This is a genomic window from Gilvimarinus algae (assembly GCF_030518215.1).
In the GTDB taxonomy this organism is placed as follows: domain Bacteria; phylum Pseudomonadota; class Gammaproteobacteria; order Pseudomonadales; family Cellvibrionaceae; genus Gilvimarinus; species Gilvimarinus algae.
This window is the reverse complement of the sequence record NZ_JAULRT010000035.1, coordinates 125159-151863: the sequence shown is the minus strand read 5'-3', so window position 1 is coordinate 151863 and position 26705 is coordinate 125159. Positions and strand designations below refer to the sequence as shown.

Sequence of the window (26705 nt, the reverse complement as noted above, 5' to 3'; positions counted from 1 at the left end):
AGAGACACGAAGCAATACATGCCTATGAGAGCGCACATTGACAGCCGGCTGTACTACGCCCTGCAACTGATTGGCTGGCTGTTTTTTTCCGCGATGCACGTGCTTTTTTCGGCCATGTATCTGCCGTTTGATATGGCCGTGGTCTTTAACGGCGGCTTTATCGGGGCGGCGGGTTTTCTCTGTTCGCATTTGTTGCGTCAGTGCTACCGCACCCGCTGGTTTAAGCTAGAGCGCATGGCACTGTTGATTGCCCGCGCGTTGATCTGTGTGGCGATAGCGACCGCCTTGTGGGAGGCGCTGATTGTATTTGTTTTACACATGGGGATGCTCAAACTCTACGACTGGGATAGCATGAGCAAGCCTGCAGCTGTTTTCTGGTACTACTACTATTTTGTTGCCCTCAGTTTGTGGAGCATGGTGTACTTCGCCAGCAAAATGTTGCTAGCGCGCAAGCGCGAAGCCATGGAAAAGCTCAAGCTGGAACTCTCGCTAAAAGAGTCCCAGCTGCAAAATTTAAAATGGCAAATGAACCCGCATTTCTTATTCAATTCGCTCAACAGCGTGCGTGCTATGATCAACGAAAACCCTGCGCGTGCCCGGGAAATGGTGACGCAATTGGCTGGCCTTTTGCGCCACGCCTTGAGCGATCCGCAATCGGCCACGGTCTCTCTTGGGCAGGAGCTTGAAAGCGTTCAAGCCTACCTGGCAATTGAAAAAGTGCGCTTTGAGCAGCGCCTGGAATATCAGATTGATATTGCCGCCGATCTGCTGCAAGAGCCGGTACTGCCCATGAGCCTGCAGACTTTGGTAGAAAACGCCATCAAGCACGGTATCAGCCAGCACCCGGCGGGCGGCATGCTCAGCATCAGGGCGCGCCGCGAGGAGCGGGCACTAGTGATCCATATTGAAAACCCCGGGCGCTTAGCGCCCGGAGACGGCAATGGTTTAGGGTTAAAAAACACCCGGGAGAGGTTGCATATGGCTTTTGGCGAGCGCTCGGGCGTCGAGCTCAGACAGGCAGACGAGCAGCGGGTGGAGGCGGTGATACGGGTGGAGCGAGCGTGAGAGCACTCATTGTTGATGATGAGCGCCTCGCCCGCAACGAGCTCCGGTCTCTGTTGGCCCAGCACCCGCAGATTGAAATTGTTGGTGAGGCTGAGAACGCTCATCAAGCCCTTGAGCAGATTCAGGCGCTCGCGCCGGAGTTGTTATTTCTCGATATTCAAATGCCCGGCAAGAACGGTTTTGAGCTGCTAGAGGAGCTCGGTCCCGGCCCGGAGGTGATTTTTGTTACCGCCTACGACCAGTACGCCCTGCGCGCTTTTGAGGCGAGCGCTCTTGATTACCTGCTCAAGCCCGTAGACCCGGCCCGCTTGTCTCAAGCGTTAAGCAAACTGAACCTTGAGCGCGAGCAGCCGGATGCCGCGGCGCCTTTGGCCTTGTCTGAAAAGGTCTTTCTCAGGGAAGACGAGCGCTGCTGGTTTGTGCGCTTGCAGGACATATCGGCGTTTGAATCCATCGGCAACTACAGCCGCGTGTATTTTGACGGCCACAAACCCTTGATTCGGCGCTCACTCAATCAGTTGGAAGCCCGATTGCCGGAGCAATACTTCTTTCGCGCCAGTCGCCAGTTTATTGTCAATCTCGATCATATTCTCGACATTGAGACGGCGGTAAACGGTAATATTGAGGCCCGACTACGCTCGGGCATTGCGGTGGAAATGTCCCGGCGCCAGAGCCTGGCGTTTAGAGCGCTAAAAAGTCTATAGCTGAAAGGCCCACCCCCGATTTATTGGAGACGGGCAAATTTCTTAAGAGTTTGATTGGCCTGAGGTGGCGAAGTAATGGGCAAATCCTAGCGGCTTCTGCACCAATGTCGTTATCAAGTATACCCCGTGCAGAACAGATAAAAGTCGACCCGGCAGGTGGCACCGTTCTCAAGTGTCTCGCCGACCATGCAGTCGGGAAACCCCGCGTCTTGCAGACGCATATCACCTTTTAGGGCTTCAGTTTGGGGCTTGCCTGGGGCCAGGACAAAATCCAGGCAAGCCTGGGGGCTGGCTTCCTGTACACGGACAATTTTTAGGGGCTGACCTGAGACGTTGGTGAATTCAAAAACCGGTATGCCTGCCGCAAACTGCGATTCGACGCTGATGTATTCGCCATTGGGGTTGGTAAACTGCTGCAGGCCCATTTGCGCCCGTAACTCTGGGCTGGCCACTATTGCCGTGGCGCCGGCCAGTACCAGGGTCGGGCCCACCAGTGCCGCTGCGAAGTTGCGTTTGCGCAGCACACAAAAAGCGGCAATAGACAGAATTATAACGGCGACAGAGAGGCCTATTGTGCTGGTCGCAGGTAAGGCAGCGGCCTCGAAGCCGCCGCTGCCTACTCCTTGTGCAACGGTAAAGGGCGCGAGCACGAGCAGGGAGAGTGAGGCCAGTAGAATCCTTACTTTTCGGTTGGTAGCAGTCATAAAATCTCCGTCTATGGCGGTGAGGTTTTGTGATGTATGTCCCATATTTCCATAACGCCTGCCAATATGCCAGCGTTTTGTTCGCGTCAGATTGCCTTTCAGGGCTCTGTGTCAAAAAGCGATTTATGGTCTTTGTGCTAGGAGGGAGAAGCTTACTACGGCTGGCTAATTCTTCGCTCTGTGGATGCGAATGACAAAGCTCAGGTTGCGGATGCGCCGCATGATATTGGCCAGGTGGATACGATTCTGCACGCCGATACACAGGTTGATAACGCTGTTGTGAGCGTCGCGTTCGTTGACGTGTATGTGTTCGATATTGCCGCCCTGTTCGGTAACGCGGGTGGCCAGGGTGGCGATAATGCCGCGCTCGGATTCTACCTCTGCCCGAATGTCTACCAAAAACTCCCCCGAGACGGTCGGCGCCCAGTTGACGTGGCTGATTTTTTCGGGGTTGTGGCGGATTTCGGCCAGGTTGTGGCAGGTTTCCTGATGAATGACCAGGCCTTTGCCGGAACTGATGTGGCCGATAATGGGATCTCCGGGAATGGGCCGGCAGCACTTGGCAAAGGTAATCAGCACGCCATCTGAGCTGTCGATGGTCAGTGGCGAATAGATGCTGCCGCCGCGGGGCTTGATGTCGGCGTCCGGTTGCAGCAGTTTTGCCACGGCGTAGGCGATGCGGTTACCCAGGCCAATGTCCTCGAACAGTGCTTCCATGGAGGCCGCGCCGGTGGACTTTTGCAGCTTGTCTTTGTGCTCGTCGCTGAGGTTGTCCACGTCAAGGTCGATGTCCGCCAGTGCCCGGCCGAGCATTTTTTTGCCCAAGGCAACTGAGTGGTGATGGCGCTGGTTTTTCAGGTAGTGGCGTATGGCGCTGCGCGCTTTACCAGAGATGGTAAAGTTGAGCCAATTGGGATTGGGTTGGGCTCCGGGCGCGGTAATGATCGTCACCTTCTGGCCGCTTTGCAGCGGCTGGGAAAGCGGCGCTAAGCGGCCATTGATGCGGCAGGCCACACAGGTGTTGCCGATGTCGGTGTGCACCGCATAGGCAAAATCCACTGCGGTCGCGCCGTGGGGTAGCTCGACGATGCGGCCTTTGGGTGTGAAGACATAGACCTCGTCCGGGAAGAGATCAATTTTGACGTTCTCGATAAACTCCAGCGAGTCGCCGGCCCGACGCTGCATTTCCAGTAGGCCTTGCACCCATTGGCGCGCGCGGTTGTGGCTGCTGCTCAGGGCGTCGTCGCTGTTGGATTTGTAGAGAAAGTGGGCGGCGATGCCGGTATTGGCCATCTCGTCCATTTCTTTGGTGCGAATTTGCACCTCTATCGGCACACCGTGCATGCCCACCAGAACCGTGTGCAGTGACTGGTAACCGTTGGCCTTGGGGATGGCAATGTAATCTTTGAATTCACCGGCCACGGGTTTGTACAAATTGTGAATCACACCCAGGGCGCGGTAGCAGGCGTCCACGCTGTCCACAATAATGCGGAAGGCGTAGACGTCCATAATCTCTTTAAAGAATTTCTTCTTCTGGCGCATCTTCTGGTAGATGCTGTAAAGGTGTTTTTCGCGGCCAATCACCACCGCATTGACGCTCTCCCGACCCAGGCGCTTTTCAATGGCGGTCTGAATTTGTTCCACCAGCTCCTTGCGATTGCCGCGGGCGGTTTTCAGGGCGGCCTGCATGCGAGTGGCTCGCAGCGGGTACATAGCGTAGAAGCCTCGGTCTTCAAACTCCAGGCGCAGGTCGTTCATGCCCAGCCGGTGGGCAATGGGGGCGTAGATTTCCAGGGTCTCTTTGGCAATGCGACGCTTCTTGTGCGGCGGCATAGCGCCCAGGGTGCGCATGTTGTGCAGCCGGTCGGCGAGCTTGACCAGGATGACCCGCAGGTCATTGGCCATGGCCAGGGCCATTTTCTGGAAGTTTTCGGCTTGCTTTTCGGCTTGGGATTCAAACTCAATCTGGGTGAGCTTGCTGACACCGTCAACCAGTTCAGCCACCGGATCACCAAATTGCTTGGCGATGGCTTTTTTGGGAATGCCGGTGTCTTCAATCACGTCGTGCAGCATGGCCGCCATCAGGCTCTGATGGTCCATGTGCATGCTGGTGAGGATATCGGCGACGGCCAGAGGGTGAGTAATGTAGTCCTCACCCGAGCGGCGCTTCTGGCCGTCGTGCGCCTGTTCGGCGTAGTAATAGGCACGCCTGACCTGATCGATCTGAGGGGGTTCCAAGTAAGACGAAAGCCGGTGGCTCAGTGCCTCAATGGTTAACAACGTCGTCCTCCGATCTGTCGGGTCCTATATCTGCTGGTCGAAATTGTGCTCTTCCAGCTGCGGGGCGGGCGCCGGTTCGTCGCGCTCGGCCAGGATGCTGGCGTCAATAAAGCCCTCTTCGATTTCGCGCAGGGCAATAACCGTGGGCTTGTCATTCTCTTCCGGTACATGGGGGTCTTTGCCGCCAACCGCAAGCTGGCGAGCGCGTTTGCTGCCCACCATAACCAGTTCAAAGCGGTTGTCCACGTGGTCGAGGCAATCTTCAACAGTAATACGTGCCATATGTCTTCCGTTGTTACTCAGGAGTGATCGGGTGCTCGCGATGATCGCAGCCTTTGGGGCTATTATGCGCTACCGGGGCGATAAGAGCCAGTGAGGGCGGTCGCGAGCGGGGGCGATATTGTACACAAATTGCCCAACAGGGGAAGTGTCAATCGCGGTTATTTGGACAGCAGCTCTGCCAACAGGGGCGCATGGCGTTCCGACTGCACCTGCTGGCGCAGGTGCTGGCTGGTGATCAGCGCCTGAAACTGCGCCAGGGCGACAGTAAAGTCGTCGTTAATGATCATGTAATCCGCCTCCACATAGTGGGAGATCTCATTAATGGCCTCGCTCATGCGCGCTTCAATCACGGCTTTGTCGTCCTGGCCGCGGCCGGTAAGCCGCTGGCGCAGGCAGGACAGCGAAGGCGGCAGGATAAACAGGCTGACGGTGTCTGGCATGAGTTTGCGCACCTGGGCGGCGCCCTGCCAGTCGATTTCCAGAATAACATCCATGCCACTTCTGAGCGTTTGCTCTACCCAATGCTGCGAGGTGCCATAGAGGTTGCCAAACACCCGGGCGTGCTCGAGAAAGGCGCCTTGCGCCAGCATGGCCTCGAACTGCTCATGACTGATAAAGTGGTAGTTAACGCCGTTTTCTTCGCCCGGGCGCATGGGGCGGGTCGTGTGTGACACCGAAACGCAGACTTCGGGGTTGGACCTGACCAGGGCGTTGACCAAGCTGGTTTTGCCGGCGCCAGAGGGGGCGGATACAGTGTAGAGTATGCCTTTGCTCATGGAGTCATCCGTTGCAGTGTGCGCCGCGGCGCCTAAAGCCGATATTATGGCACAAGCCCGGCGCCGGCGAACACCGGCGGCGCCATCTTTCAAGCCAACCGACACGAGTGTGAGATGCAAAATACCCTAAGCTTAGATGACGCTGCCGAATTGCTCGGATGCAGCCCGGCGTTTGTCCGCACCATGATCACCAAAGGCAGGTTGGAGCCGGATACGGACGGCCAGTTGCAGCGCTCACAGGTGGAGGCCCTGGCCGAGTTAATCGCTAAGTTAAAAGACGGCGGCTTTTCCGCCATGGTCTCGGGCATGGCGCCAGAGGATTGATGCTCCGAGCTCATACCCGGTTTGCGAGGGGCTTAACACTCTTTTATACGCTGGTGCTTGCGTGCGCAATGCCGCTGAGCTAATTTATGGCTACCCGCCGACTGGCGGTCACAACCTTCGATTTATCCCGCCCAAAAAATAATTCCAAAAGCGACTTCGCTCTGCGCTGAGCCCAGTGCCGTGCGTTCGCCCGTGGCATTTTCCCAGCATGGAGAGGTATTACATGGGACTGCTGATATTTGCTCTGTTTGTTGCTTCGGCCTGTTATGTACAGCTGCGAGGTAAGGTTCGTCACGAGCGTTTGACACGCCGACTGACCGATCATTCCAACCTGATGGCACCGTTAAACTGCCTGTTCTATGCGTTCTCGGCGGTCAAGCGTCAGCCCTACATCGACGTTGCAACCTTTTCCGAGTTGTCTGTTTTACAGGATAACTGGCAGCTCATTCGCGATGAAGCATTGGCACTTGATCGCACCCGCGAGATCAAAGCCTCGGATCAGCTGGACGATCTGGGCTTTAATTCTTTCTTTCGCACAGGTTGGAAGCGCTTCTACTTGAGCTGGTATGGCGAGCCCGTCACCTCGGCGGCGCGTCTGTGTCCCAAAACCACGCAGTTGCTGGCGGGGCTGCCCAGTGTCAAGGGGGCCATGTTTGCCATGCTGCCCCCCGGAGCGCGCCTGGTAAAGCATCGGGACCCCTATGCCGGATCTCTGCGCTATCATCTGGGGCTGGTAACGCCTAACGTTCCAGAGTGTTACATCGACGTGGACGGCGAGCGCTACCACTGGCGCGACGGTGAAGCGGTGATGTTTGATGAAACCTATATTCACTACGCCGAGAATAAAACCGATTGCAATCGCATTGTGTTATTTCTGGATATAAAGCGGCCGGTCACTTTTGCGCCGGTTGATTGGCTTAATCGGGCCTTCTCGCAGTTGGTCATGTCGGCGACGGCGACGAAAAACCTGCCGGGTGATAAAGTGGGTTGGCTCAATCGCAGTTTTGCGCATGTGTATCAATTGAGGCGCCTAGGTAAAAAGCTGAAGGCCTACAACACGCGTTTGTACTACAGCTTGCAGTACGCGCTCTACGCTCTGCTGATCTATTTGTTCTTTTTCGCTCGTTAAATACCCGCTTTAAACCCCTCGGCGCTTGACCGAAACCGCCTGTCTGAAAACGTTTTCCAGTACCTGAAAACGTTTTCAGGTATGTCCCCACTTCCGTTGTATAGACACCCTTAAATGCGCCGCATTAGGATTGCCGAGTCGGTACCGCCATACAAATAAAACCGGCCGACAAGATCAGCGTGACTGAACGCTGACAGAAAGTATTCGCAGGTCAGGTTGCAGAGTTAAGCCGTCCATGTACGGCGCGACCTACGAATGTCTTATCCAATCACAATAACAGCGACTACATAATAACGAGGAGCCGCCAATGAAATCTCATACACGATTCAAACGAAATCTCCTGGCCAGTGCCGTAGCGGGCTGTGCCCTGGCAGGTGTGGGGCAATTGGCCATTGCCCAGGAAGGCGAGCAAGCGCAAGGCGCATCAATGCTTGAAGAAGTTATCGTTACGGGTGTAAGACAAGCCTTGACCTCGGCTATGGATGAAAAACGTGATGCTTCTGGCGTCGTGGATGTCATTAACGCAGAGGACATTGGTAAGTTTCCCGATACCAACTTGGCGGAGTCCTTGCAGCGAATTCCAGGGGTTTCAATTAATCGCGAAGGCGGCGAGGGTAAATTTGTTACCGTTCGCGGTTTTGGTCCCGGTTTTAACGTGGTGACACTGAACGGTCGTCAGCTGACTTCAGAGAATATCAACCGCGACTTTGAGTTTGATACCCTGGCATCAGAGATGGTCAGCTCTATCGTGGTCAACAAAACAGGCTCTGCTCTTACGGACTCTGGTGGTATTGGTTCGGTCATTGACTTACAAACCCCCCGTCCTTTTGATGTTGGCAACAAAGTGGCCGGCACCGTCAAGTACAGTTACGAAACTTTAGCCGAAGAGGGCAGTCCGCAAGCCTCTATTCTCTATAGTGGTAATTTTGCAGACGATACTCTGGGCGTACTCTTCGCCTACAATCATTTCGAGCGCAAATCCACCGTGAACCGTGTTACCAATGCCAACTGGGCTCGGGTGGAAGCCGATTCGGGGTCAAACCTATACCCGGATGCGTCAGAGCTTCGCTCCAATGCCAACCCCGAGGGGCGTCTATACCTGCCGCAGAACCACTTTATTCAGGTGCAGCGCGATAAGCGCACCCGAGACAACGCCAATTTAGTGCTGCAGTTTGCTCCGACGGAAGACCTTACCCTGACAGCGGATGTACTCTACTCCGAGTTTGAGCTCTTGCGCGATCAGAATATGCTGGTCCATTGGTTCGGCAGTCGGCCAGATTGGCGAGATGTGGTTGCTGATGAAAATGGCACTGTGACTCACTTTATCGCCGATCGGCGCGAGGGTGAGGGCGTTGTTCAGGCGACGGAGTTCAATGCGATTAAAGAGAACCGGAAATCCAACACTTTGGTTGGCGGTTTGAATCTAGGTTGGAATATCACCGACACCCTCAGCCTTTCTGTAGATGCGTATCGCTCTGAATCTGAGTACGACGATCCTATGGGCTTCGGTAATTCTCAAGTGACGATGGGCTATCGTAATCGTTTAACCTGGGATTTGGGTGATGGATTTATTCCGGCGATTTCCGGGTTTGAGTCAGGCACGGGTTCGGTTCCTTATCAGCCCGACGCAAATGGCCAGCTGACCATTCCCAACAGTGACTATCTTGATCCTGACAACCTGCGGCCTGGCTTTACCATCCGCAACGGCCGTGTAGTCAATGACACCATCGATCAACTGAAGATCGCCGGGGCGTTTGATTCCAACGATTCCTCGGGTTTAATAAAGGCGGATTTTGGCCTTTCGTTTAAAAGTCGTGCAAAAGACCGACAGCAGTTTACGACCGGCCGTGGGCTGACCGAACAAGAGGCGGCAATTGTCGCTGAGAACGAGCCGCGGGCTTATGTCGGTCCGGGTGCCACATTGAACTGCATGTTCTGTGGTGGCGAGTATTTCTGGACAGAAATTACACCGCCGCAAATATCGGTGCTTGATGCCGGGTCTGATTTTCTAAGCGGCGTCAGCGGTAGCGGCAACATACAGACTCAGTGGCTTGAATTTGATCATGATGAGTTTCGTGAAATTTATGAAGGCCATGTTGGTATCCCCTTCACAACGGCTGAAGTCCCTTCGGAATCTTACGACGTTGAAGAAGACATTTTAGCGCTTTATACGCAGCTGGAGTTTGCCGGTGATCTTGGCGGGCTTCCCTATGACGTGGTAGCGGGCCTTCGATACGAAAAAACCGATCTTACAATTACCGGTAACCTGGCGTCTATTCTTAGGGTAGAGGCTGAGGGCGCAGAAGTTCTGAATGAAGTTCTATCCCCTGTCACGCCTACGCAGCTTGAGTCCGATTATGCCGTCTTCTTGCCCAATGTGAGCTTCAAAATTGATTTAACGGAAGAGTTGGTCGCACGCGCAGCCTATTCCAAGACCATTACACGGCCATCCATGCAGGAGCTTCGGCCAAACCTTGAGTTCAGGGATCTTAAGCAGAATGGCCCTTATCCCGTTACGGCGGGTAACCCTGATCTGAAACCGCTGGAGTCTGACAATATCGACCTCTCTCTGGAGTGGTACTACGCTCCCGGAAGCTACGCCTCGATCGGGGTTTTCTACAAGCAGGTTGACAACTTCATCGTCAATGCAACCAGCGGTCAGACCTTTATCGGCGAAGACGGCGAGCCGATTACCGACCCGGCAACGGGAAGCATTAACTTGATTCCGCCGGGTGGCGCGCCCTCGGATATCGTCGATCCCAACGACGAAGTGATTGAGTTTTCGGTTACCAAGCCGTCAAACGTGGAAACCGCTGATGTGAACGGCTATGAGTTGTCAGTCCAGCATATGTTTGGCGGCAGCGGCTTTGGCATGATGGCTAACGCGACGTTTGTCGATACCAATGCGGAGTACGACAGGTCTAAGTTTGATCAGGGCTTTGCCCTAGTTGGGTTAAGCGATTCCTACAATATTGTCGGGTTCTACGAAAATGAGACCTATTCTGCACGGCTTGCCTATAACTACCGGGACGAGTTCTTGCAATCGCTTGATCAAGGCGGGGTGGCGGAACCTACTTTTGTTGAGGGTTATGGTCAGTTGGATATCAGCGCTAACTACAACCTGACAGACAATGTTTCGATTTTCCTGGAAGGCATCAATCTGACCGGAGAGGAAACCAAGTGGCACGGGCGGTTCTCCAACCAGTTCCTATTGGCTGAAGAGAGCGGGCCGCGCTACTCGGTGGGGGTTCGCGCCACTTTCTAGCCTCGACGTCTAGGCGACAGAGAAACTTTGGCGCGTGTTAACGGTGCCAAAGTTTCTCCCGTACTGGCCTGACCCTCGCTTTTGCAAGGTGGGGCTGTCATGACTAAAAGACAGTCCATGGGAAACTCCAACTTGGCTCTTAAGAAAAAATGCGTAGCGATAGTATAAAAAACATAGTAGTAGTCGGCGGTGGCACGGCCGGATGGATTACAGCTGGTATTCTCGCGGCCAAGTGTGCTTTAGAGCAAGGGCGGAATCTCACCGTTACGCTAGTGGAGTCTCCCACAGTGGGCACTGTGGGGGTCGGCGAGGGAACCTGGCCGTCTATGCGAACGACTCTTAAGGATTTGGGTGTTTGCGAAGCTGATTTTATACGCGCTTGCGATGCAACCTTCAAACAAGGCGCGCGCTTTAATCGCTGGGTCGATGGCTCGGAGTCTGATTTTTACTATCATCCGCTTATGCTGCCGGCCTACTTTGCGCCTCTTAATTCACTGATTCATTGGTTAGGCTGTGATTTAAACACTGAGGATCTATCCTATTCAACGGCATCCTGTTACCAAGAGGCGGCATGTGAAGCGGGGCTGGCGCCCAAAGCGATTACCACCCCGCAATACCAAGGCGTACTCAACTACGCCTATCATTTGGATACCCATAAGTTCTCAGAATTTATTAAGAAACACTGCATTGAGACGCTGAACGTTGTTCACAAAGTCAGTGATGTAACTGGCGTTCGTACGGAGGAGGATGGCGCTATATCCTCTCTGATTCTGCAGGATAATACTGAGCTGCCGGGAGACTTCTATATCGATTGTTCCGGTTTCAGTGGTGTGCTGATTGATAAGCACTTCCATATTCCTTTTGCTGACAGATCAGAAGTGCTTTTCTGTGACCGAGCATTGGCGGTTCAGTGCCCTTACGATCAAGCAGGAGCAATTGCCAGTCACACGGTGTCAACGGCGACAGGATCTGGCTGGATATGGGATATCGGTTTACAAAGCCGGCGCGGAGTTGGTCACGTCTACTCCAGCCGGTATTGCAGCGATAGCGACGCTGAGCAGGTGCTCAGACGGCACCTTGGGGAAAAATCCAGGGATCTACCAATTAAATCAATTCGGTATACGCCCGGCCACAGGGAGCGGTTTTGGGTCAAAAACTGTGTTGCAGTGGGCTTATCCGCCGGTTTCGTCGAGCCACTGGAAGCATCTTCAATACTGCTTGTCGAGCTATCAGCTTACTGGATAGCCGAAAAACTACCATTGCGGCGCTCTGAGCTTTGGCGCTGCGAGAAGCAGTTCAACGACATCTTCCAGTATCGCTGGAACTCGATTATCGAGTTCTTAAAGCTTCACTATTGCCTGTCCAGCCGGAAAGACACCCCCTTCTGGCGAGACAATACGAGCGCAAGCTCAATTCCTGCAAGTCTGATCGACAAGCTTGAAAGATGGAAGGAGAAGAGTCCTTCTGTTCTGGATTTTCTGAGTAGAGCGGATGTCTTTCCCTTGGAAAGTTACTGCTTCGTCATGTATGGGATGAATTTTAAAACCTCGACCCATGATCCGGGAAAAAATCGCTTGGAGAAAATACAAGCCAAAATTGACCAGTACAGAAAAGAAACCGACAAAGTTCTGGCGTTTTTGCCGCAAAATCGGACCCTTTTGAATGCCATAAATGAGCACGGATTACAACGAATATGACGACAATGCCTAGCGTAGAAATCCTGGAAGAGCATTCTCATAGACAGTTACGGGTCGACTTTTCTGAAGCACGAAAAGCCTATTTTCACCGTCGGCTGGTTCCGGTTGTGATTTCCGAGTTTTCTACGCTGATGTTTCACTACCCAATCGTTCTGGTGAAAGATGGGCAGACGGGTAAATTCTCATGCTCGGTGCTTCTTGGCATCTCAGAAGAATCTACCCTTTTGAGTAGAGGGCGCGTTGATGATGGGGCTCTTCCTTTGAGCATTCAAAGACTGCCTTTGGTGGCTGTGGAGTCCTCCCCGGAATCGGACCCTGTAATAGGTTTGGATATTGACTCGCCGGGGGTGGGTAAAGGTGAGCCGATATTCGGTGAAAATGCTACAGCTCTCAATGACGCTATGGCTGCTCTGGGAGAGATTTATAGAGGGCGTGAAGAGACTGAGGATTACATACAGAATGTATTGGCTATGGATCTTGTTTCAAAGCTTCAGGCGGAGGTCACCTATAAAGACGGCAGAAAAGTCACAATGGAAGGACTCTACAGTGTCGATATTAACCGGGTTGCGAGAATCGATGACGACAATAAAAGATCACAATTTATGAAAATTTCCAGATACCTTTATGCCCAGAATTTCTCGCTGTACAACATGACAAGAATAGCCGAATTGGCGGGATAATTCACAAATTCTCGTTTGTGTCGACTGTCTACTTTTTGAGGTGAAAATTTTTCAGAGGGACTTGAATCATTGAGGAGCGGGACCATTGGAAAAGGGTGTTTCTAATAGCCCCGGAAAATAGGATATAGCTATGTTCAGAGTAAAAAATTGTAGCGCTTTAACGTTTACTGCTTTTGTCTTGTGTTGCGGCTCTGCCTTGGCAGGAGATGTTCCTGTGACTTGGGAGGTGGTGTATCAGCAATCCGGTCCTAGCCAATTGGTACGCCAGGACAGGGCGAAAGACGGCAGTGCTGTCGTTGCGGACCGAACCATCAAGGCGGGCCAGGTCAATAGCTGTACTATCAATGTATATGCCCCCTATGAAAATTCGGGCGACTGCCAGTCCCCCAGCTTTGTGGTCCAATCGGCCTACGACTGTCCCAACTCTGGTGAGCAAGCGTGGCAAGGCTTGGCAACGAGCTATCCAAACGAGTATGTAGCGGATTTCTGCGGTCAGTGCGGCGCGACAATCACTACGATACATTCTGGGAGTTACAGCACCCCGCCGACATTGAGAGCTGTTTGCAATTGATGTAGATAGGAAACGCCTCAAGAAAACGTTTTCAAAGGGTTGGAAACGTTTTCTTGGTCCGAGAAACGTAACTGCCGTAGTAAGCCAAAAAGCGGAAAATTACACTGACTCATCGCTGGAATTTTTAGTCACCACAACAACGACGTAATAACTATGAAAACGATCTTGCTTTTGGGAGCGCTGCTTATGCTCACCATTCATCCGGTAACAGCTTCTGAGATTATCCAGGCTCAGTCCCCTAATGGTGATATCACACTGCAATTTTTTCTCGATAATCAGGGGCATCCCCAGTATCGGGTGAGCTATCGCGGCGACGAAGTGATCGCTGATTCCGCGCTGGGGCTTGATTTTAAAGGTCAGGCGCCACTGTCAAAAGCTTTGACGTTGGCAAGTGTGTCGCGCACCGGTTTCGATCAAACCTGGGAGCAGCCCTGGGGAGAAGAGCGTTACATTCGCAATCACTATAATCAACTTCTCGTGTCTCTACATGAAGAGTCGGGCCTTAAGCGAAAGCTCAATATTGTTTTTCGGCTCTACGATGAAGGCTTAGGTTTCCGCTATGAGTTGCCTGCTGCGGACGGTGTATCATCGGTGTCGGTTACCCGGGAATTAACCGAATTTTCTCTGGCAGGCAATCACACCGCCTGGTGGACTCCGGCGCAGGCGGGCAATCAATACGAATATTTGTACCGCGAGACACCGGTCGAAGAGATGGATCTTGTACACACCCCCGTGACGTTCAAAACTGGCAAGGGGCTCTACCTGGTGTTGCACGAGGCGGCTCTGCACGATTACTCCACCATGAACCTGAAGCGCACCGGTACGCACACCCTGGCCGCCGAACTGGTTCCGCTGACGCCGCACACTCAAGTGCGGGCGCAGGTGGACTTACCCTTTGCAACTCCCTGGCGTACGCTGCAGGTAGCGAAAGCACCCGGTGATCTGATTACCAATTATTTAACGCTCAACCTGAACGATCCCAACGCCCTTGGCGATGTTTCCTGGGTAAAGCCAGGCAAGTACGTGGGTATTTGGTGGGAGCTGCACCTGGAAAAAGGCACTTGGTCCCAGGGTGACAAGCATGGCGCTACCACTGAAAACGCCAAAAAATACATCGATTTTGCGGCTAAGCACGGCTTTGACGGTGTGCTGGTCGAGGGCTGGAACACTGGTTGGGACAGTGAGTGGTTTAACGGCCAGGGCGCTGAGTTCAATTTTACCCAAGCCTACCCGGATTACGATGTGGAGGAAGTTACCCACTATGCAAAAGACAAGGGAGTCTACATTATTGGTCATCATGAAACCGGCGCGGCGGTCGACAATTACGAGAGTCAATTGGAAGACGCCTACCAGTTTCTCGCCGATCATGGCATGAAGGCGGTCAAAACCGGTTATGTTGAAACCGGAGAACGTTTGACCAATGGCTACTATCATCACGGTCAGCGTTTTGTGCGTCATGCCGATCGCGTGACAAAAATGGCGGCGAAACACAAGGTCATGGTTGTCGCGCACGAAACGGTTAAAGATACCGGCGAACGCCGCACCTACCCGAACCTGGTATCCCGTGAAGTGGCCCGTGGCCAGGAATACGATGCCTGGTCGGACGACGGCGGTAATCCGCCTGAACACACGGTAATTTTGCCTTATACACGCTTGCTCTCCGGTCCTATGGATTTTACCCCAGGCGCTTTTGAGTTGACCCTGCCAAGCCGCCCGAACAATCAGGTGAACACAACCTTGGCAAAGCAATTGGCGCTTTATGTTGTCGTTTATTCGCCGGTGCAGATGGCATCTGATCTGCCTCAAAATTACGCGCGGCACCCGGACGCCTTTGAGTTTATCAAGCAAGTCCCGGTGGACTGGGAGACGACCCGGGTGCTGGCCGGTGAAATTGGCGAATCCATTGCGATTGCCCGGCGCGAACGCGGGGGGGATGACTGGTATTTGGGCGCCATTACCAACGAGACGGAGCGAACCTTGACGCTGCCTCTGGATTTTCTCAGCGAGGGCGAGCGTTACCGGGCGATCATCTACGCCGATGCAAAGGATGCGCACTACCGTAATAATCCCGCTGCCTATCACATTAGCCACCGGGAGGTGGGCGCGGCGGATACCCTAAGCCTGCAGCTGGCGCCCGGAGGTGGCGCTGCGGTAAGTTTGCAAAAGCTGCCGTGATCAATACACAAACACTTCTGCAGCAAGGCTATTAACTTGGCAATTAAGATACTCGTCCTGAGCATCTTAATTGTCGCCCCGTAAAATCTGCGGAATTTGCGAAACCTTGATTTTACAGGGCTTGCGCTCGCCTTCGGCTGCGCATCCTGCGCCGCTATTAACCTGAAAATTATAATTGCCGGGTTAATAGATAGAGCGGTACGACCGACTACATGGGGCCTCCGACCTCACCAGTGCGTATAGGGCAATGCTGGCGAGAGGTTCGGGCTCTCGCCTTAGGCAGCGCGTGTTGGCGATTGATTCGTTAGCACCCTGCCTCTTTTTTTGCCCTCCCACTGAGCGGCGGCGCTGTAGGCCTTCGGTTTACCCCGAAGGTCCGATTGGTTATTATCCTTGCAAAGATTCTAACGATAACAATACTGAGGTGGTCCCGTGACGGGCATTCGAGAAATCGCCATTGAAGCGGGAGTTTCCCCGGCGACTGTGTCGCGTGTGATTCGTAATCCAGAGCTGGTTTCCAAAGAGCGCCGCCAACGGGTACAGGCGGTGATTGACCGCACCGGGTATACCCCCAACAGCCTCGGGGTTAGTCTGCGTAAGGCCAAAACCAACAGGCTGGTCGCCATTATTCCCGATGCCATCAGTGCCTTTAATTACCCTGTGATTCGCGCCATGGAGAGTATTGCGCTGGAAAATGGCTATTCTCTGCTGCTGGGCGACACTCAGGAAATGGAAACCCGGGAGAGGTCTTTTGCCGCCATGGTCAGCTCGCGCCAGGCCGATGGCATACTGCTGTTCTGCCCTCGCCTGCCCTTTGATGTGGAACCCTCCATCCCGCTGGCCAATCAGCTGCCGCCTATGGTCAACGCTTGCGAGCTGGTACCCGTCAATGGTTTGCCTCAGGTCAACATTGATAACCGCGCCGCGGCGCGCGATGGCGTGGAATATTTGCTGTCGCTTGGACACACACGTATTGGTGTAATTGCCGGCAATTTGAAGTCCCCCAGCACGAAAGATCGCTTGGCTGGCTACAAAGATGCACTGCGCCAGGCAGGTCTTGCCATTGATGAGCAGTGCATTGATGTGGGTGACTACGGACTGGAAAAGTCCGAACAGGCTACCCGCCGTTTGATGAAACAGCCCCAGCCGCCAACGGCGATTTTCGCGTTCAGCGATGAAATGGCCATGGCGTGCATCGCGACTCTTTGCAAGAGTGGTTACCGGGTGCCTGACGATATCTCCGTGCTGGGTTTTGACAATATATCCTACGCCAACTACTGCAACCCTTCACTGACGACCATCGCGCAGCCCATGAGCGATATCGGCCGGGTTTGCATGGAATTGCTATTGCCACAGCTGCGTGGCGAGCCGATGGTCGCTCAAAATATCGTGCTCGATCACACCCTGATTATCCGCGAGAGTACAGGGCCGGTAAAAACCTAACGCCTGTCCTCGCTAGGTAACGGCAACTGCGTGAACAGGCGTTGCTTTTTATTGTCGCGCCTGACTTTTGTGCCAGTCTGAACCCGGCACCTCATTGATAAAGGATTCAATATTGCCGCGCTTTTGCATGGTCACGAAGGCACGCGTGCCCATGGCCCCGCCAAAGGTAATATTGGTGGGGTGCTGTCCGGTGAGTGTGATTTGCCGAATCAGCTCGCCGGCCGGGGACAAGACGGCAATTGTTCCTGCGCCGTAGCGGGCAATGTATAGGTTGCCTTCGATGTCGGTGCTCATGCCATCCATACCGTGATCGCTGAATTGATAAAAGCGCTTTTTATTGCTCACGCTGCCGTCATCGTTGCGATCGTAGACCCACACAGTGCGCTGTACACTTTCATTCACATAAAGCTTGCGCCCATCCGGTGACAACTCAATGCCGTTGGTGGTGCCCATGTCGCTCTCCAGGAGCGTTACTGTGCCATTGGCATCGATCTTCCAGAGGTTGCCTCTGCTCTCGGCCCAGTTGGGGTCGCTGGCGTAGACGGTGCCGTCGTCCGCAACAACAATGTCATTGGGCTGATTCATCCGCGCCTCGTGGGCGAAGACCGATACCTCGCCGGTAGCGGTATCAATGCTTAAAACATTGTGCCCGGTGTAGTCAGCCACCAGCATTTGGCCGTTCGGGCCTAAACGCAAGGCATTGCCGGTGCTGCCCTCGGGCAGCGCCAGCCAAAGCTTTGCCTGGCCTTTGTCGCTCACGGCACCAATGGTGCCTTCGCGCTCGTAGTTGACGGCGTAGAGAGTGCCATCGGGCCCGACCACTGGTCCTTCCACCCCGGTGGTAAAGGTGTTTTCGGCTACCCAGTCTTCACTGGTGTAAGGTTCTTGCCCGGCCTGAGCCAAACTGGGCAGAGTCGCTGCCAACAGGCCCAGCGACAAAAGCGGGCGAACACTGAAACGTATCATAAAAGCTCTCTCCAAAGCCGCGTAGCGAGGCAGCGTGAATTTAGGGTTGTGTATGAAGCAGTTGTTTGACACCAAAGGCCGCCGACACAATCACCTCGTACTGAATGTTCAGTGCCCGATCGATAACGGCGTTCGCCTCTTTGCGCTGTTCGACCGTCAACGGCTTGCCCTTGGCGCGAGCCTCAAGGGCGGCGAGCCCCCAGCGGGTGACCTCGCTCAGGTTGTCAGCCAGCTGGTGTAGCTCCTGGTGTGCTGGCGCTTGCGTGGCCTTGGCAACCGCTTTCGCTGCTTCTTGCCACTGCTGCAGTTGTTTGTTGAGGCGCTGCTGCACGCTTGTGTTTTCCGGCTGTGCCAGCCACTGTGATACCTGATCAACAAAGTCTTGGCTGGCGCGGCTCTCGGCGGGCAGACTGTCGACAAACCGATTCAGCGGGTCGCGCCGCGAATAGGTTTCTTTTTCGGATTTTTCGTGGTGGCGGTGGTAGTAGTGCGCCGGCTCCATGGCCGAGCTCAGCTGCAACAGTGAATCGAGCGCCACATCGGGGTAGCGACTCTGCAGTGCGTCGCGCTGCTGTTGAAAGTGCTCAAGCCCCGCCGACACCGCCGACCACTCGGATACATTATCCAGGCGCGCGTAGAGGGCCTTTTCATCGCGCAGCTCCTCCGCGGACCAGAGCCTTTCGGCGACCACAAAGCCTCGCGGCCAGAGGCGCAGATCGATGCTGTTTTCATCGATAATTTCAGCCCAGAGCGCGGCCTCACCGCCGAGCAGCAAAGGTTCTTTGCTGGCATCGACCAGATCTTTTTTTACCGGCTCCGGCAGTTGGCTTCCTGCAAGCTCGCTGCCGGCTATTTTCTCACCCGTTAATAGGTATGGGGCGTTGCCCACCAGCAATTGTCCGCTGAGTGTGTGATTGTGGCTGTCAAGTTCGGCGCTGATAGGGCCCATCCAGCTGTCCACTGTAAAGCTCAGGTGTTGGCCGTCGTAACGCACATCGGACAGCACCTGACGCGACTTGTTTTTAAAATCGATAAAACCGCGACTGGTCTTGTCATGAGTAATGACAGAAAGGGTGCCGGCAACATCGCTGCCGCGTTTGCGCGGAGCGCTAAAGCGCCAGGTGCTCCAACTTTCGTCGTCAGCGGGGGTGGTGTCCAGTTTCACCGGCTCGGGTAACAGGCGCACACGGTAGTGATAACTGGCGTACTGCGGTTGGTCGAGGTAGAAGCCGGTCGATAAGAGCGCGGGAAAGCCCATATTGATCGCCCGCCCCAAGGCATCCGGGCCCTGCCAGGATTGCACCACTGTGCCCTTGGGTAAATCGGGGTGCAGCACCTCGTCCCAGCCAATCATTTTGCGGTCGAGCTGAGTCAGTATCTCGGCCAGGCGCTGGTTAAAGTAGGCGTGCAACGCGTGGCTGTCGGCCAGTTTTTGTTTTTCGCGAAAGGCCTGAATCTCTTGGTTGGTTTCCCAGTGCTCGGGGTCGACTTCATCGCCACCAATGTGCACATAGGGAAAGGGAAACAGCTCGGCCACTTCGCCCAGTATGGCCCTTGCGAACTCGTACACCGCCGGGTTGGCTGGGTTCAGCAGCGGCTTGTGCACGCCCCAGCGGTCTTCTGGTTGGTAGGGGCCCGGGGCGGACATCAGCTCGGGGTAGGCCACGGCGATGGCACTGGCATGGCCGGGCATATCGATCTCGGGGAGCACGTGAATGCCGCGCGCCGCCGCGTAGTCGATCAGCTCGCGCACCTGCGCCCGGGTGTAATACTGCCCGCCCGAGGCCTGTTCGTGCAGCTTGGGGTAGCTGGGCGACTCAAGGCGCCAACCCTGATCGTCGGTCAGGTGCCAGTGGAACACGTTGAGCTTGGCGGCGGCCATGCCGTCTATCTGGCGCTTGAGTGTCTCAAGCGAGAAAAAGTGTCTCACGGAGTCAATCAGCAGGCCGCGCCAGGCAAAGCGGGGTGAGTCTGTCACTGTCAGTGCCGGCAGGCGGATGCTTTCAGCCTTGTGCTGAATGCCGATCAATTGCAGCAGGGTTTCCAGCCCGTGCAGTGCGCCGCGATAGCTCTCGGCGTCTAGAGAAATGGCCTCGCTACTGACCGCCAGGGTATAAGCTTCACTGGCGGTATCGAGTGCGCGCTCGGCTTTGGCGCTAACGCGGATGCTTATTGGCAGTGATGATTCGCCGGCCTTCAGCCCGGTTTGCTGGCGCAGGCGGGATAGAAACCGCTCGCCCGCCTGCCTCACCAGCTCCGTGTCCTCACCGCTGACGGTAACACTCGGCAGAGCCTTTAGAGTCAGATATTGCTCGCTGGTCTCTACCGATTGCGGCCAGGGCAGGAGGTTGAGAGATTCGGATGTGGTGGCGAAGGTGGTGGGGGTCAGCAGGGCGGTGCAGAGCCCGCCCGCCAGTATCAAAGATCGTAACATCATATACAGCGACAGCCAGTTGTGGAGTTAAAAGCAGGTGTTAACTTGCTCGATTATGGTGTAATCGTCGTCGATTAGGTGTATTTCCCGCCACTTATCAAAGGTCAGACACGGGTGTGAGGTGGACAGGGCAATCATATCGCCGACCTTCACATCGGCGTCTTCAGGCAAGCGCATGGCACTGTGCTGATCCATGATGTGAAAGACCTCCCACCCGGCTGGGGCCTTTACCGGGCGGGCAGAGCCCGGGCGGAAGTGCAGCGCCGGTTGCGGCAGGCCGGCATCGAAGGCGCAATCGCGCTTGCCCAGCGTTAAAATCGCGAGGCCAGGCTCGGGCATAGACTGCACATAGGCCCAAACCTCCAGCGAGGATTGTAAATCCCCCTGCACGGCGCAGCTGTCGCCGAGGCGCTCGCGCACCTGCTGCTGAGCCTCCAGGTAAATACCTTTGTCGTGAATCAGGTAGCAGCCCGGCCGGATCACCGGGATGACCTTGCTCTGGTCGGCGCCGCCGAACACCTCGGCGACCAGATCGTACCAAGCAGAGCCGGCGCCGGTGAGAATGGCCCGCTGCCCGCCAAAGCGGCCCTGGGCATGGAGCTTGAGGGTGAGATCGCGTACCTGTTCCAGATGACGACGGATCTTGGCCGGCGCCTCGGGGCCGCCAATTACCCCTTCGTAGGTTTCAATACCGGTGAGCCGCAGCGAGTCGTATTCGGCGATAATAGCGCACAGCGCCTCGGCCTCGGCGTCACTGCGACAGCCGCAGCGCCCCCCCGGCACGCCGATTTCAATCAACAGGTTGAGGGTTTGGCCGGCCGCTGCGAAGTAGTCCCCCAGTGCGCGAATGTTCTCGGCCGAGTCCACAAGGCAGTGGAACTCTGTGCCCCACTCGGCCTTGAGCCCGCTGACCAGCGCCATATTGCGCTTGCCCACCAGCTGGTTGGCCATAATTATACGGCCGATACCGGCCTCGGCGGCCGCAACGGCCTGGGGGGCACTGGCCAGGGTTTGGGCCCAAGCGCCAGCCTCGCGCTGCAGCTGAAAAAACCGCGGGGTCATGGTGGTTTTGCCGTGGGGGGCGAGTTTGACCCCCTGGCTGTCGGCAAAGCTCTGCATCCAGCTCAGATTGTTGTCGAGCCGCGAGCGGTAGACAACCGCCGCTGGCAGGCTGACGGATTCGTGCAGTAAACTCAGGCCTTTGCCCGCTGTGTCACCCGCTCCCTTGGTGGCGGTTACCGATGGCAGTGTGATCTTTTGATTCATGCTACACCTGGGCGTAAAAAGGGGTTTTTGTGCCCGGTCAGACACAAGCGACATGATAGAAAATAACGTTTTCATTGGTCAATAACTGTTAGTATATAACAAAATGAATTATAATTCCCTGGCTGACTCAGCCCGGGCTGCCACGATGAGATGAAAAGGAGCCAGGCTGTGACTCACGAACCGGATATTGTCTCGCGCATTAACGCCCTATTTGGCCAGTTGCGCGATGCTGAGCAGAAAATTGCCAGAGTGATTCTGGAGGATATTTCCTTTGCCTCGGAGGCCAGTATCAGCGAACTGGCGCTGCGCGCCGAGGTAAGTGAAGCCACCATTACCCGCTTTGCCCGGGCGGTGGATTGTAAAAACGTCAGGGATTTAAAGCTGCGCCTGGCGCAGTCGCTGGCGGTGGGGCAGCGCTTTTACGCCGATGTGCCGGCTGAGCCCGCCGGTTTGCACGCGGTCTATGAAACGGTCAAGGCCGCACTGGACCACAACGCCAGGCTGGTGACCGACGAGGTCATCGAGCCGGCGGTGGACGCCCTGGCTGAGGCCAGGCAAATCATTATTTTTGGGGTGGGCGGCGGTTCCACCGTCTTGGCGCAGGAGTGTCAGTACCGGCTCTTTCGCCTGGGCTTTACCGCTACCGCCTACTCGGACCCCATGCTCATGCGCATGGCGGCCGCAGCCATAGACGCCAACGACGTGGTGATCTGCCTGTCGGCCGGGGGGTACAGCCCCGATGTGCAGGAGGCGGCGGAAATCGCCCGGGAGTACGGTGCGCTGGTGGTGGCCATTACGCCCCAGGGCTCGCCACTGGCGGGCGAGGCGGATTATCTGGTTCCCATGGAGCCGATAGAGACAGATTACATCTTCAAACCCAGCGCTTCGCGCTACGTCATGATGGCGGCGATCGATGTACTGGTGATGGAGCTTGCTGTAAGACACAAACGTAAAAGCCGGGAAACACTCCGGCGGATCAAGCACACTCTGGACAATCACAAGCAGGGTGCGGATCGGCTGCCACTGGGCGATTAGTCCGGGGCCTGGTCGCCCCACAGGTTTTGCTTTTCAGGGTTTACTGGTTCGCCGCTGGCAACCGTAAAGAGGTTTAAGTTGTTCGATACCCTGATACGCAAAGCGCTGGTGATAGACGGCAGTGGCGCCGCGCCCTATGTCGCGGACCTGGCCATCGCTGACGGCAAGATTGCCGAGGTCGCCAATTTCATTGATGCTGAGGCGCGCCACCATGTGGATGGCGATGGCCTCTGCCTCTCCCCCGGTTTTATCGACGTCCATACCCACGATGACCTTAACGTCATTCAGGACCCGGACATGCTGGCTAAAATCAGCCAGGGTGTGACCACCGTGATCGTCGGTAATTGTGGCATCAGCGCCAGCCCGGTCACCTTGGCCGGCGACCCGCCAGACCCCCTTAATTTGCTTGGCAACCGCACGGCCTTCACTTATCCGCGCTTCTCGCTCTACGCCCAGGCAGTCATTGAGGCACAGCCAAGTGTGAATGTGGGCGCACTGGTGGGACACACCGCTATCCGCAACAACCATATGGATGACCTGCAGCGCACCGCCACCGCCACAGAGCTGGAAGCCATGATGGCGGATGTACGCGGCGCGCTCAGCGATGGCGCCCTGGGTATGAGCTCGGGCCTCGCTTACGGCAGTGCCAAGTGCTCCAGTACCGAAGAAGTCATGGCGCTGGTGAAAGAGCTCGGGCGCGAAGGTGCGATCTACACCACGCACTTGCGCACCGAGTTTGACGCGGTGCTTGAGGCTATGAACGAGGCTTTTTTAACCGCCCGCAGTGGCAAGGTGCCTTTGGTGATCTCTCACCTCAAGTGTGCGGGCAAAGGCAATTGGGGCCGCAGTGGTGAACTGTTGACCCACATTGAACAGGCCAACGCCGCACAAAAAGTCGCTTGCGACTGCTACCCCTACGCGGCCAGTTCCAGCACCCTGGATTTGGCACAGGTGACCGACGAAACGGAGATTTTTATCACCTGGTCCCAGGGCAGTCCCGATCAGGCCGGCCGCTACCTCAAAGCTATCGCCGCCGACTGGGATACCGATCTGATCTCTGCAGCCAAACGCCTGTTGCCTGCCGGCGCCGTCTATTACTGTATGGACGAACAAGACGTGACCAATATCGTGAGCTACCCCCGATCCATGATTGGCTCCGATGGCTTGCCCAACGACCCGCACCCGCACCCGAGATTGTGGGGCGCCTTCCCTCGGGTGCTGGGGCACTATTGTCGCGACCTGGGCGCGCTGGATTTGCCGCAGGCGGTGCACAAAATGACAGGGCTGTCGGCCAGCGAGTTTCGCCTCGCCGAGCGCGGCCTGATCAAGCCCGGCTACTGCGCTGACCTCGTGTTGTTTGACTTTCAAACCATTAAAGACACTGCCGACTACACCAACCCCAAGCAGGCTGCCAAGGGCGTTGAAAAGGTGTGGGTCAATGGCGTACTGAGTTACGAGCCCGGCACTCACGTGACTGGCCGCTCGGGACAATTTTTGTATCGCCAGTGAGCCTGGCGAAAATTATCTATCGGAGGAGTTATTGTGAGTATTACACGTTATGGCGCTGAGGGCAGTGTGGGTACCGGCGGGCAGCACCTGCCCTTTTCGCTGGCGGCCGAAGCGGCTGGTTGGTTGTATGTCTCGGGCCAAACCCCCATGCTCGATGGCGAAGTGGTCGAGGGTTCGGTGGTCGAGCAATCGCAACTGGCGATTGATAACTGCCTGAAAATCATGCGCAACGCCGGCTACGACAAAGAGCACATCGTGCACCTGACCGTGATCCTCACCGATGCGCGTTACTTTCAGTCGTTTAATAAAGTGTTTAAAGAAAACTTCGGCGCCCACCCGCCGGCGCGTATCTGCTCGGTATGCGACCTGGTGGTGGATTGCAAAGTGGAAGTCGGCGTGGTCTGTTACAAAAAGCCGGAATAAATCCCGTTTGTCTTGCCGCCTTCGGGCGGCGTTTTTTTATAACAATAGAATTGCTTTATGAACGCATCTGTTTTTCTCACCGCTCTCGGCCTGTACATTCTGTTTCTTATCGTACTGAGTTGGTACGTCTCCCGCGGCAACAAAAGCGGTGAAGACTTTTTGCTGGCCGGGCGCGGCCTGCCGGTGTTTTTAACCATAGGCACAACCGTGGCCACCATGGTGGGTACGGGCTCTTCCATGGGGGCGGTGGGTTTCGGCTACGCCAACGGCTGGGGCGGCATGCTCTACGGTGTGGGCGGCGCTATTGGCATACTCTTGCTGGGCTGGTGGTTTGCGCCGGTGCGCAAACTGGAATTTATGACCATGAGCGAAGAGTTGTCCTACTACGTGGGCGCCAGCCGCTGGGTTAAAAACATCGTCGCGCTGCTGATTTTTATTGCCAGTATCGGCTGGTTGGGTGCGCACATTCTCGGGGGTGGCTTGTACCTCGCCTGGATTGCCGACATCGATTTACAGTTGGCGAAAGTGATTATCGCCATCAGTTTTGCTATCTACGTGGTGATTGGCGGTTACAACGCCGTGGTCTGGACGGACACCCTGCAGGCGATTATTTTGTTTGTCGGTTTTATTCTTATGGCCGTGTTGGCAGTGGATGCGGCCGGGGGCTGGAGCCAGCTAATGGCGGCGCAGCCGGCCGAGAATGTGTCCTTGCTGGCCATTGAATCCATTGGCGGTTTGCACGCGCTGTCTTTGGCCATGGTTATCGCCGTCGGTGTGCTGGCAACGCCCTCGTTCCGTCAGCGGATTTATTCCTCACACAATGTCAGCGCGGTGCGCAAATCGTTTTACATTTCCGGCTCCCTCTACCTGCTGTTTTCCTGCGTGCCGGCCATTATCGGTATGGGCGCCTATGCGCTCAACCCGGAGCTGGACAACCGCAATTTTGCCTTCCCGTTCCTGGCCGTTGAAGTGCTGCCGCTGGCTATTGGTGTCGTGGTCTTGATCGCCGGCCTGTCGGCCACCATGTCCAGCGCCAGCTCTGATGCCATTGCCGGTGTGGCCGTGCTGCTTAGGGATATTTTCGTGCTGGTGACCGGGCGCATGCCTGCACGCGAGCGGGTGATTCACTACTCACGCCTGTCGCTGGTGTTGGTTATCGCCATTGCTCTGGCGTTTGCGCTGCTGTCCAACGACATCATTGGTTACATCACCACCATGATCTCCACCGTGATGGCGGGCATGTTTGTCTGCGGCCTGCTCGGACGTTTCTGGCCGCGCTACAACGCCCCGGGAGCCATCGCGTCGCTGCTGGCGGCTTCGGCAGCCTCGCTGGTTGTGGTCAATTTCTACAAGGACTTCTGGGGCAACCCGGTGATCCCCGCCGTGCTCTCGGCGCTGGTGGCCGGTGTGGCCGTATCGCTACTGACGGCGCCCAGCAAGCTTACCCCCGAGCAGGCGCTAAAAGTGTTGGATGACGAGCGCCACGCGATGGAGGGTATTGAATTGTAAGTGTGTTCCGTTAAGCTCAAGGCATGAGCTATGAGATTTGCCTGAAACGTATTTACCAAAAAGCCGATCCATCGGACGGCACCCGCATTCTGGTGGACCGGCTCTGGCCTCGCGGCCAGCGCCGTGAAGACCTCACGCTTCACGACTGGTACAAAGACGCTTCGCCCTCGTCCGGCCTGCGTCAGTGCTGGCACCGCGATGAGCTGACCGTGGACGCCTTTGCCCACGCCTACCGCCACCAGCTGGACGAAGCGCCGCAAACGCTGCTGCCGCTCATGCGCGCCGCCCGCGCCGGGCGCCTGACCCTGCTCACCGCCAGCCGCGAGCCAGAGAACTCCCACCTGTCCATACTGCGCCGCGCGCTGCTGGACGCCCTGGAAGCCGAAGACAGCGCAGACTGCGAGGATGTCGCCTCACCCGTGTGCTATCAAAACCAACGATAAGTGCGTGGTAAACTAACGGCTTTTC

General features: G+C 55.7%; 21 protein-coding genes. 14 read left to right on the top strand and 7 right to left on the bottom strand.

All coding sequences use genetic code 11. The annotated features are described in order from the left end of the window. Window positions 1–24 precede the first annotated feature (24 nt). Both QWI16_RS04250 and QWI16_RS04245 read left to right on the top strand, forming a co-directional pair. Complete coding sequence (locus QWI16_RS04250; RefSeq protein ID WP_302711509.1) at window positions 25–1065, top strand: sensor histidine kinase; 1041 nt, start codon at window positions 25–27, stop codon at window positions 1063–1065. After that, window positions 1062–1769: a LytR/AlgR family response regulator transcription factor gene (locus tag QWI16_RS04245; RefSeq protein WP_302711508.1), complete on the top strand. Its 708-nt coding sequence runs from the start codon at window positions 1062–1064 to the stop codon at window positions 1767–1769. The genes QWI16_RS04250 and QWI16_RS04245 overlap by 4 nt, the downstream gene beginning before the upstream one ends. Window positions 1770–1882: 113 nt before the next feature. On the opposite strand, the gene QWI16_RS04240 is transcribed toward QWI16_RS04245, so the two are convergent. The 4 genes from QWI16_RS04240 to gmk form a co-directional block, all read right to left on the bottom strand. After that, window positions 1883–2473, bottom strand: coding sequence for a midcut-by-XrtH protein (locus QWI16_RS04240; protein ID WP_302711507.1), 591 nt, complete (start codon window positions 2471–2473; stop codon window positions 1883–1885). 165 nt (window positions 2474–2638) lie between these two features. Beyond that, window positions 2639–4753: a RelA/SpoT family protein gene (locus QWI16_RS04235; protein WP_302711506.1), complete on the bottom strand. Its 2115-nt coding sequence runs from the start codon at window positions 4751–4753 to the stop codon at window positions 2639–2641. A gap of 24 nt (window positions 4754–4777) precedes the next feature. Further along, complete coding sequence (gene rpoZ, locus QWI16_RS04230; protein WP_302711505.1) at window positions 4778–5035, bottom strand: DNA-directed RNA polymerase subunit omega; 258 nt, start codon at window positions 5033–5035, stop codon at window positions 4778–4780. A 158-nt stretch (window positions 5036–5193) separates the two neighbouring features. Continuing rightward, window positions 5194–5811, bottom strand: coding sequence for a guanylate kinase (gene gmk, locus QWI16_RS04225; protein WP_302711504.1), 618 nt, complete (start codon window positions 5809–5811; stop codon window positions 5194–5196). A gap of 114 nt (window positions 5812–5925) precedes the next feature. Between gmk and QWI16_RS04220 the strand changes: the two genes are divergently transcribed. From QWI16_RS04220 to QWI16_RS04190, 7 genes are all read left to right on the top strand, one after another. Continuing rightward, window positions 5926–6135: a helix-turn-helix domain-containing protein gene (locus tag QWI16_RS04220; protein WP_302711503.1), complete on the top strand. Its 210-nt coding sequence runs from the start codon at window positions 5926–5928 to the stop codon at window positions 6133–6135. Between the two features lie 223 nt (window positions 6136–6358). Beyond that, window positions 6359–7264, top strand: coding sequence for an aspartyl/asparaginyl beta-hydroxylase domain-containing protein (locus tag QWI16_RS04215; RefSeq protein ID WP_302711502.1), 906 nt, complete (start codon window positions 6359–6361; stop codon window positions 7262–7264). Between the two features lie 307 nt (window positions 7265–7571). Then, window positions 7572–10529, top strand: coding sequence for a TonB-dependent receptor (locus QWI16_RS04210; protein WP_302711501.1), 2958 nt, complete (start codon window positions 7572–7574; stop codon window positions 10527–10529). A gap of 149 nt (window positions 10530–10678) precedes the next feature. Beyond that, on the top strand, window positions 10679–12226 hold the full coding sequence (locus QWI16_RS04205) for a tryptophan halogenase family protein (RefSeq protein ID WP_302711500.1): 1548 nt from the start codon (window positions 10679–10681) through the stop codon (window positions 12224–12226). Then, a complete protein-coding gene (locus QWI16_RS04200; RefSeq protein WP_302711499.1) occupies window positions 12223–12906 on the top strand; it encodes a SapC family protein in 684 nt (227 codons plus the stop codon). Before QWI16_RS04205 ends, QWI16_RS04200 begins: the two co-directional genes overlap by 4 nt. 724 nt (window positions 12907–13630) lie before the next feature. After that, window positions 13631–15652, top strand: a complete 2022-nt coding sequence (locus QWI16_RS04195; protein WP_302711498.1) for a glycoside hydrolase family 97 protein — start codon at window positions 13631–13633, stop codon at window positions 15650–15652. A 432-nt stretch (window positions 15653–16084) separates the two neighbouring features. Next, window positions 16085–17095 (top strand): LacI family DNA-binding transcriptional regulator, encoded by a 1011-nt coding sequence (locus QWI16_RS04190; protein ID WP_302711496.1) that lies wholly within the window; start codon window positions 16085–16087, stop codon window positions 17093–17095. Between the two features lie 48 nt (window positions 17096–17143). Here QWI16_RS04190 and QWI16_RS04185 read toward each other — a convergent pair whose 3' ends face one another. The 3 genes from QWI16_RS04185 to QWI16_RS04175 are packed head-to-tail and all read right to left on the bottom strand — an operon-like array spanning window position 17144 to window position 21761. Continuing rightward, window positions 17144–18061, bottom strand: coding sequence for an SMP-30/gluconolactonase/LRE family protein (locus tag QWI16_RS04185; protein WP_302711495.1), 918 nt, complete (start codon window positions 18059–18061; stop codon window positions 17144–17146). A 40-nt stretch (window positions 18062–18101) separates the two neighbouring features. Then, entirely contained in the window at window positions 18102–20498 is a 2397-nt protein-coding gene (locus tag QWI16_RS04180; RefSeq protein ID WP_302711494.1) for a beta-N-acetylhexosaminidase, read from the bottom strand. Window positions 20499–20522: 24 nt separating this feature from the next. Then, on the bottom strand, window positions 20523–21761 hold the full coding sequence (locus tag QWI16_RS04175; protein ID WP_302711493.1) for an amino acid deaminase: 1239 nt from the start codon (window positions 21759–21761) through the stop codon (window positions 20523–20525). Between the two features lie 168 nt (window positions 21762–21929). On the opposite strand from QWI16_RS04175, the gene QWI16_RS04170 reads away from it, so the two are divergent. The 5 genes from QWI16_RS04170 to QWI16_RS04150 all read left to right on the top strand — a co-directional run bounded on the left by QWI16_RS04170 (window position 21930) and on the right by QWI16_RS04150 (window position 26680). Further along, a complete protein-coding gene (locus QWI16_RS04170) occupies window positions 21930–22796 on the top strand; it encodes a MurR/RpiR family transcriptional regulator (protein WP_302711492.1) in 867 nt (288 codons plus the stop codon). A gap of 78 nt (window positions 22797–22874) precedes the next feature. Next, a complete protein-coding gene (locus QWI16_RS04165; RefSeq protein ID WP_302711491.1) occupies window positions 22875–24305 on the top strand; it encodes an N-acyl-D-amino-acid deacylase family protein in 1431 nt (476 codons plus the stop codon). Between the two features lie 33 nt (window positions 24306–24338). Next, window positions 24339–24728: a RidA family protein gene (locus QWI16_RS04160; protein WP_302711490.1), complete on the top strand. Its 390-nt coding sequence runs from the start codon at window positions 24339–24341 to the stop codon at window positions 24726–24728. Between the two features lie 57 nt (window positions 24729–24785). Further along, window positions 24786–26237: a sodium:solute symporter family protein gene (locus QWI16_RS04155; protein ID WP_302711489.1), complete on the top strand. Its 1452-nt coding sequence runs from the start codon at window positions 24786–24788 to the stop codon at window positions 26235–26237. A gap of 23 nt (window positions 26238–26260) precedes the next feature. Further along, window positions 26261–26680: a DUF488 domain-containing protein gene (locus QWI16_RS04150; RefSeq protein ID WP_302711488.1), complete on the top strand. Its 420-nt coding sequence runs from the start codon at window positions 26261–26263 to the stop codon at window positions 26678–26680. The last annotated feature ends 25 nt before the right edge of the window (window positions 26681–26705 follow it).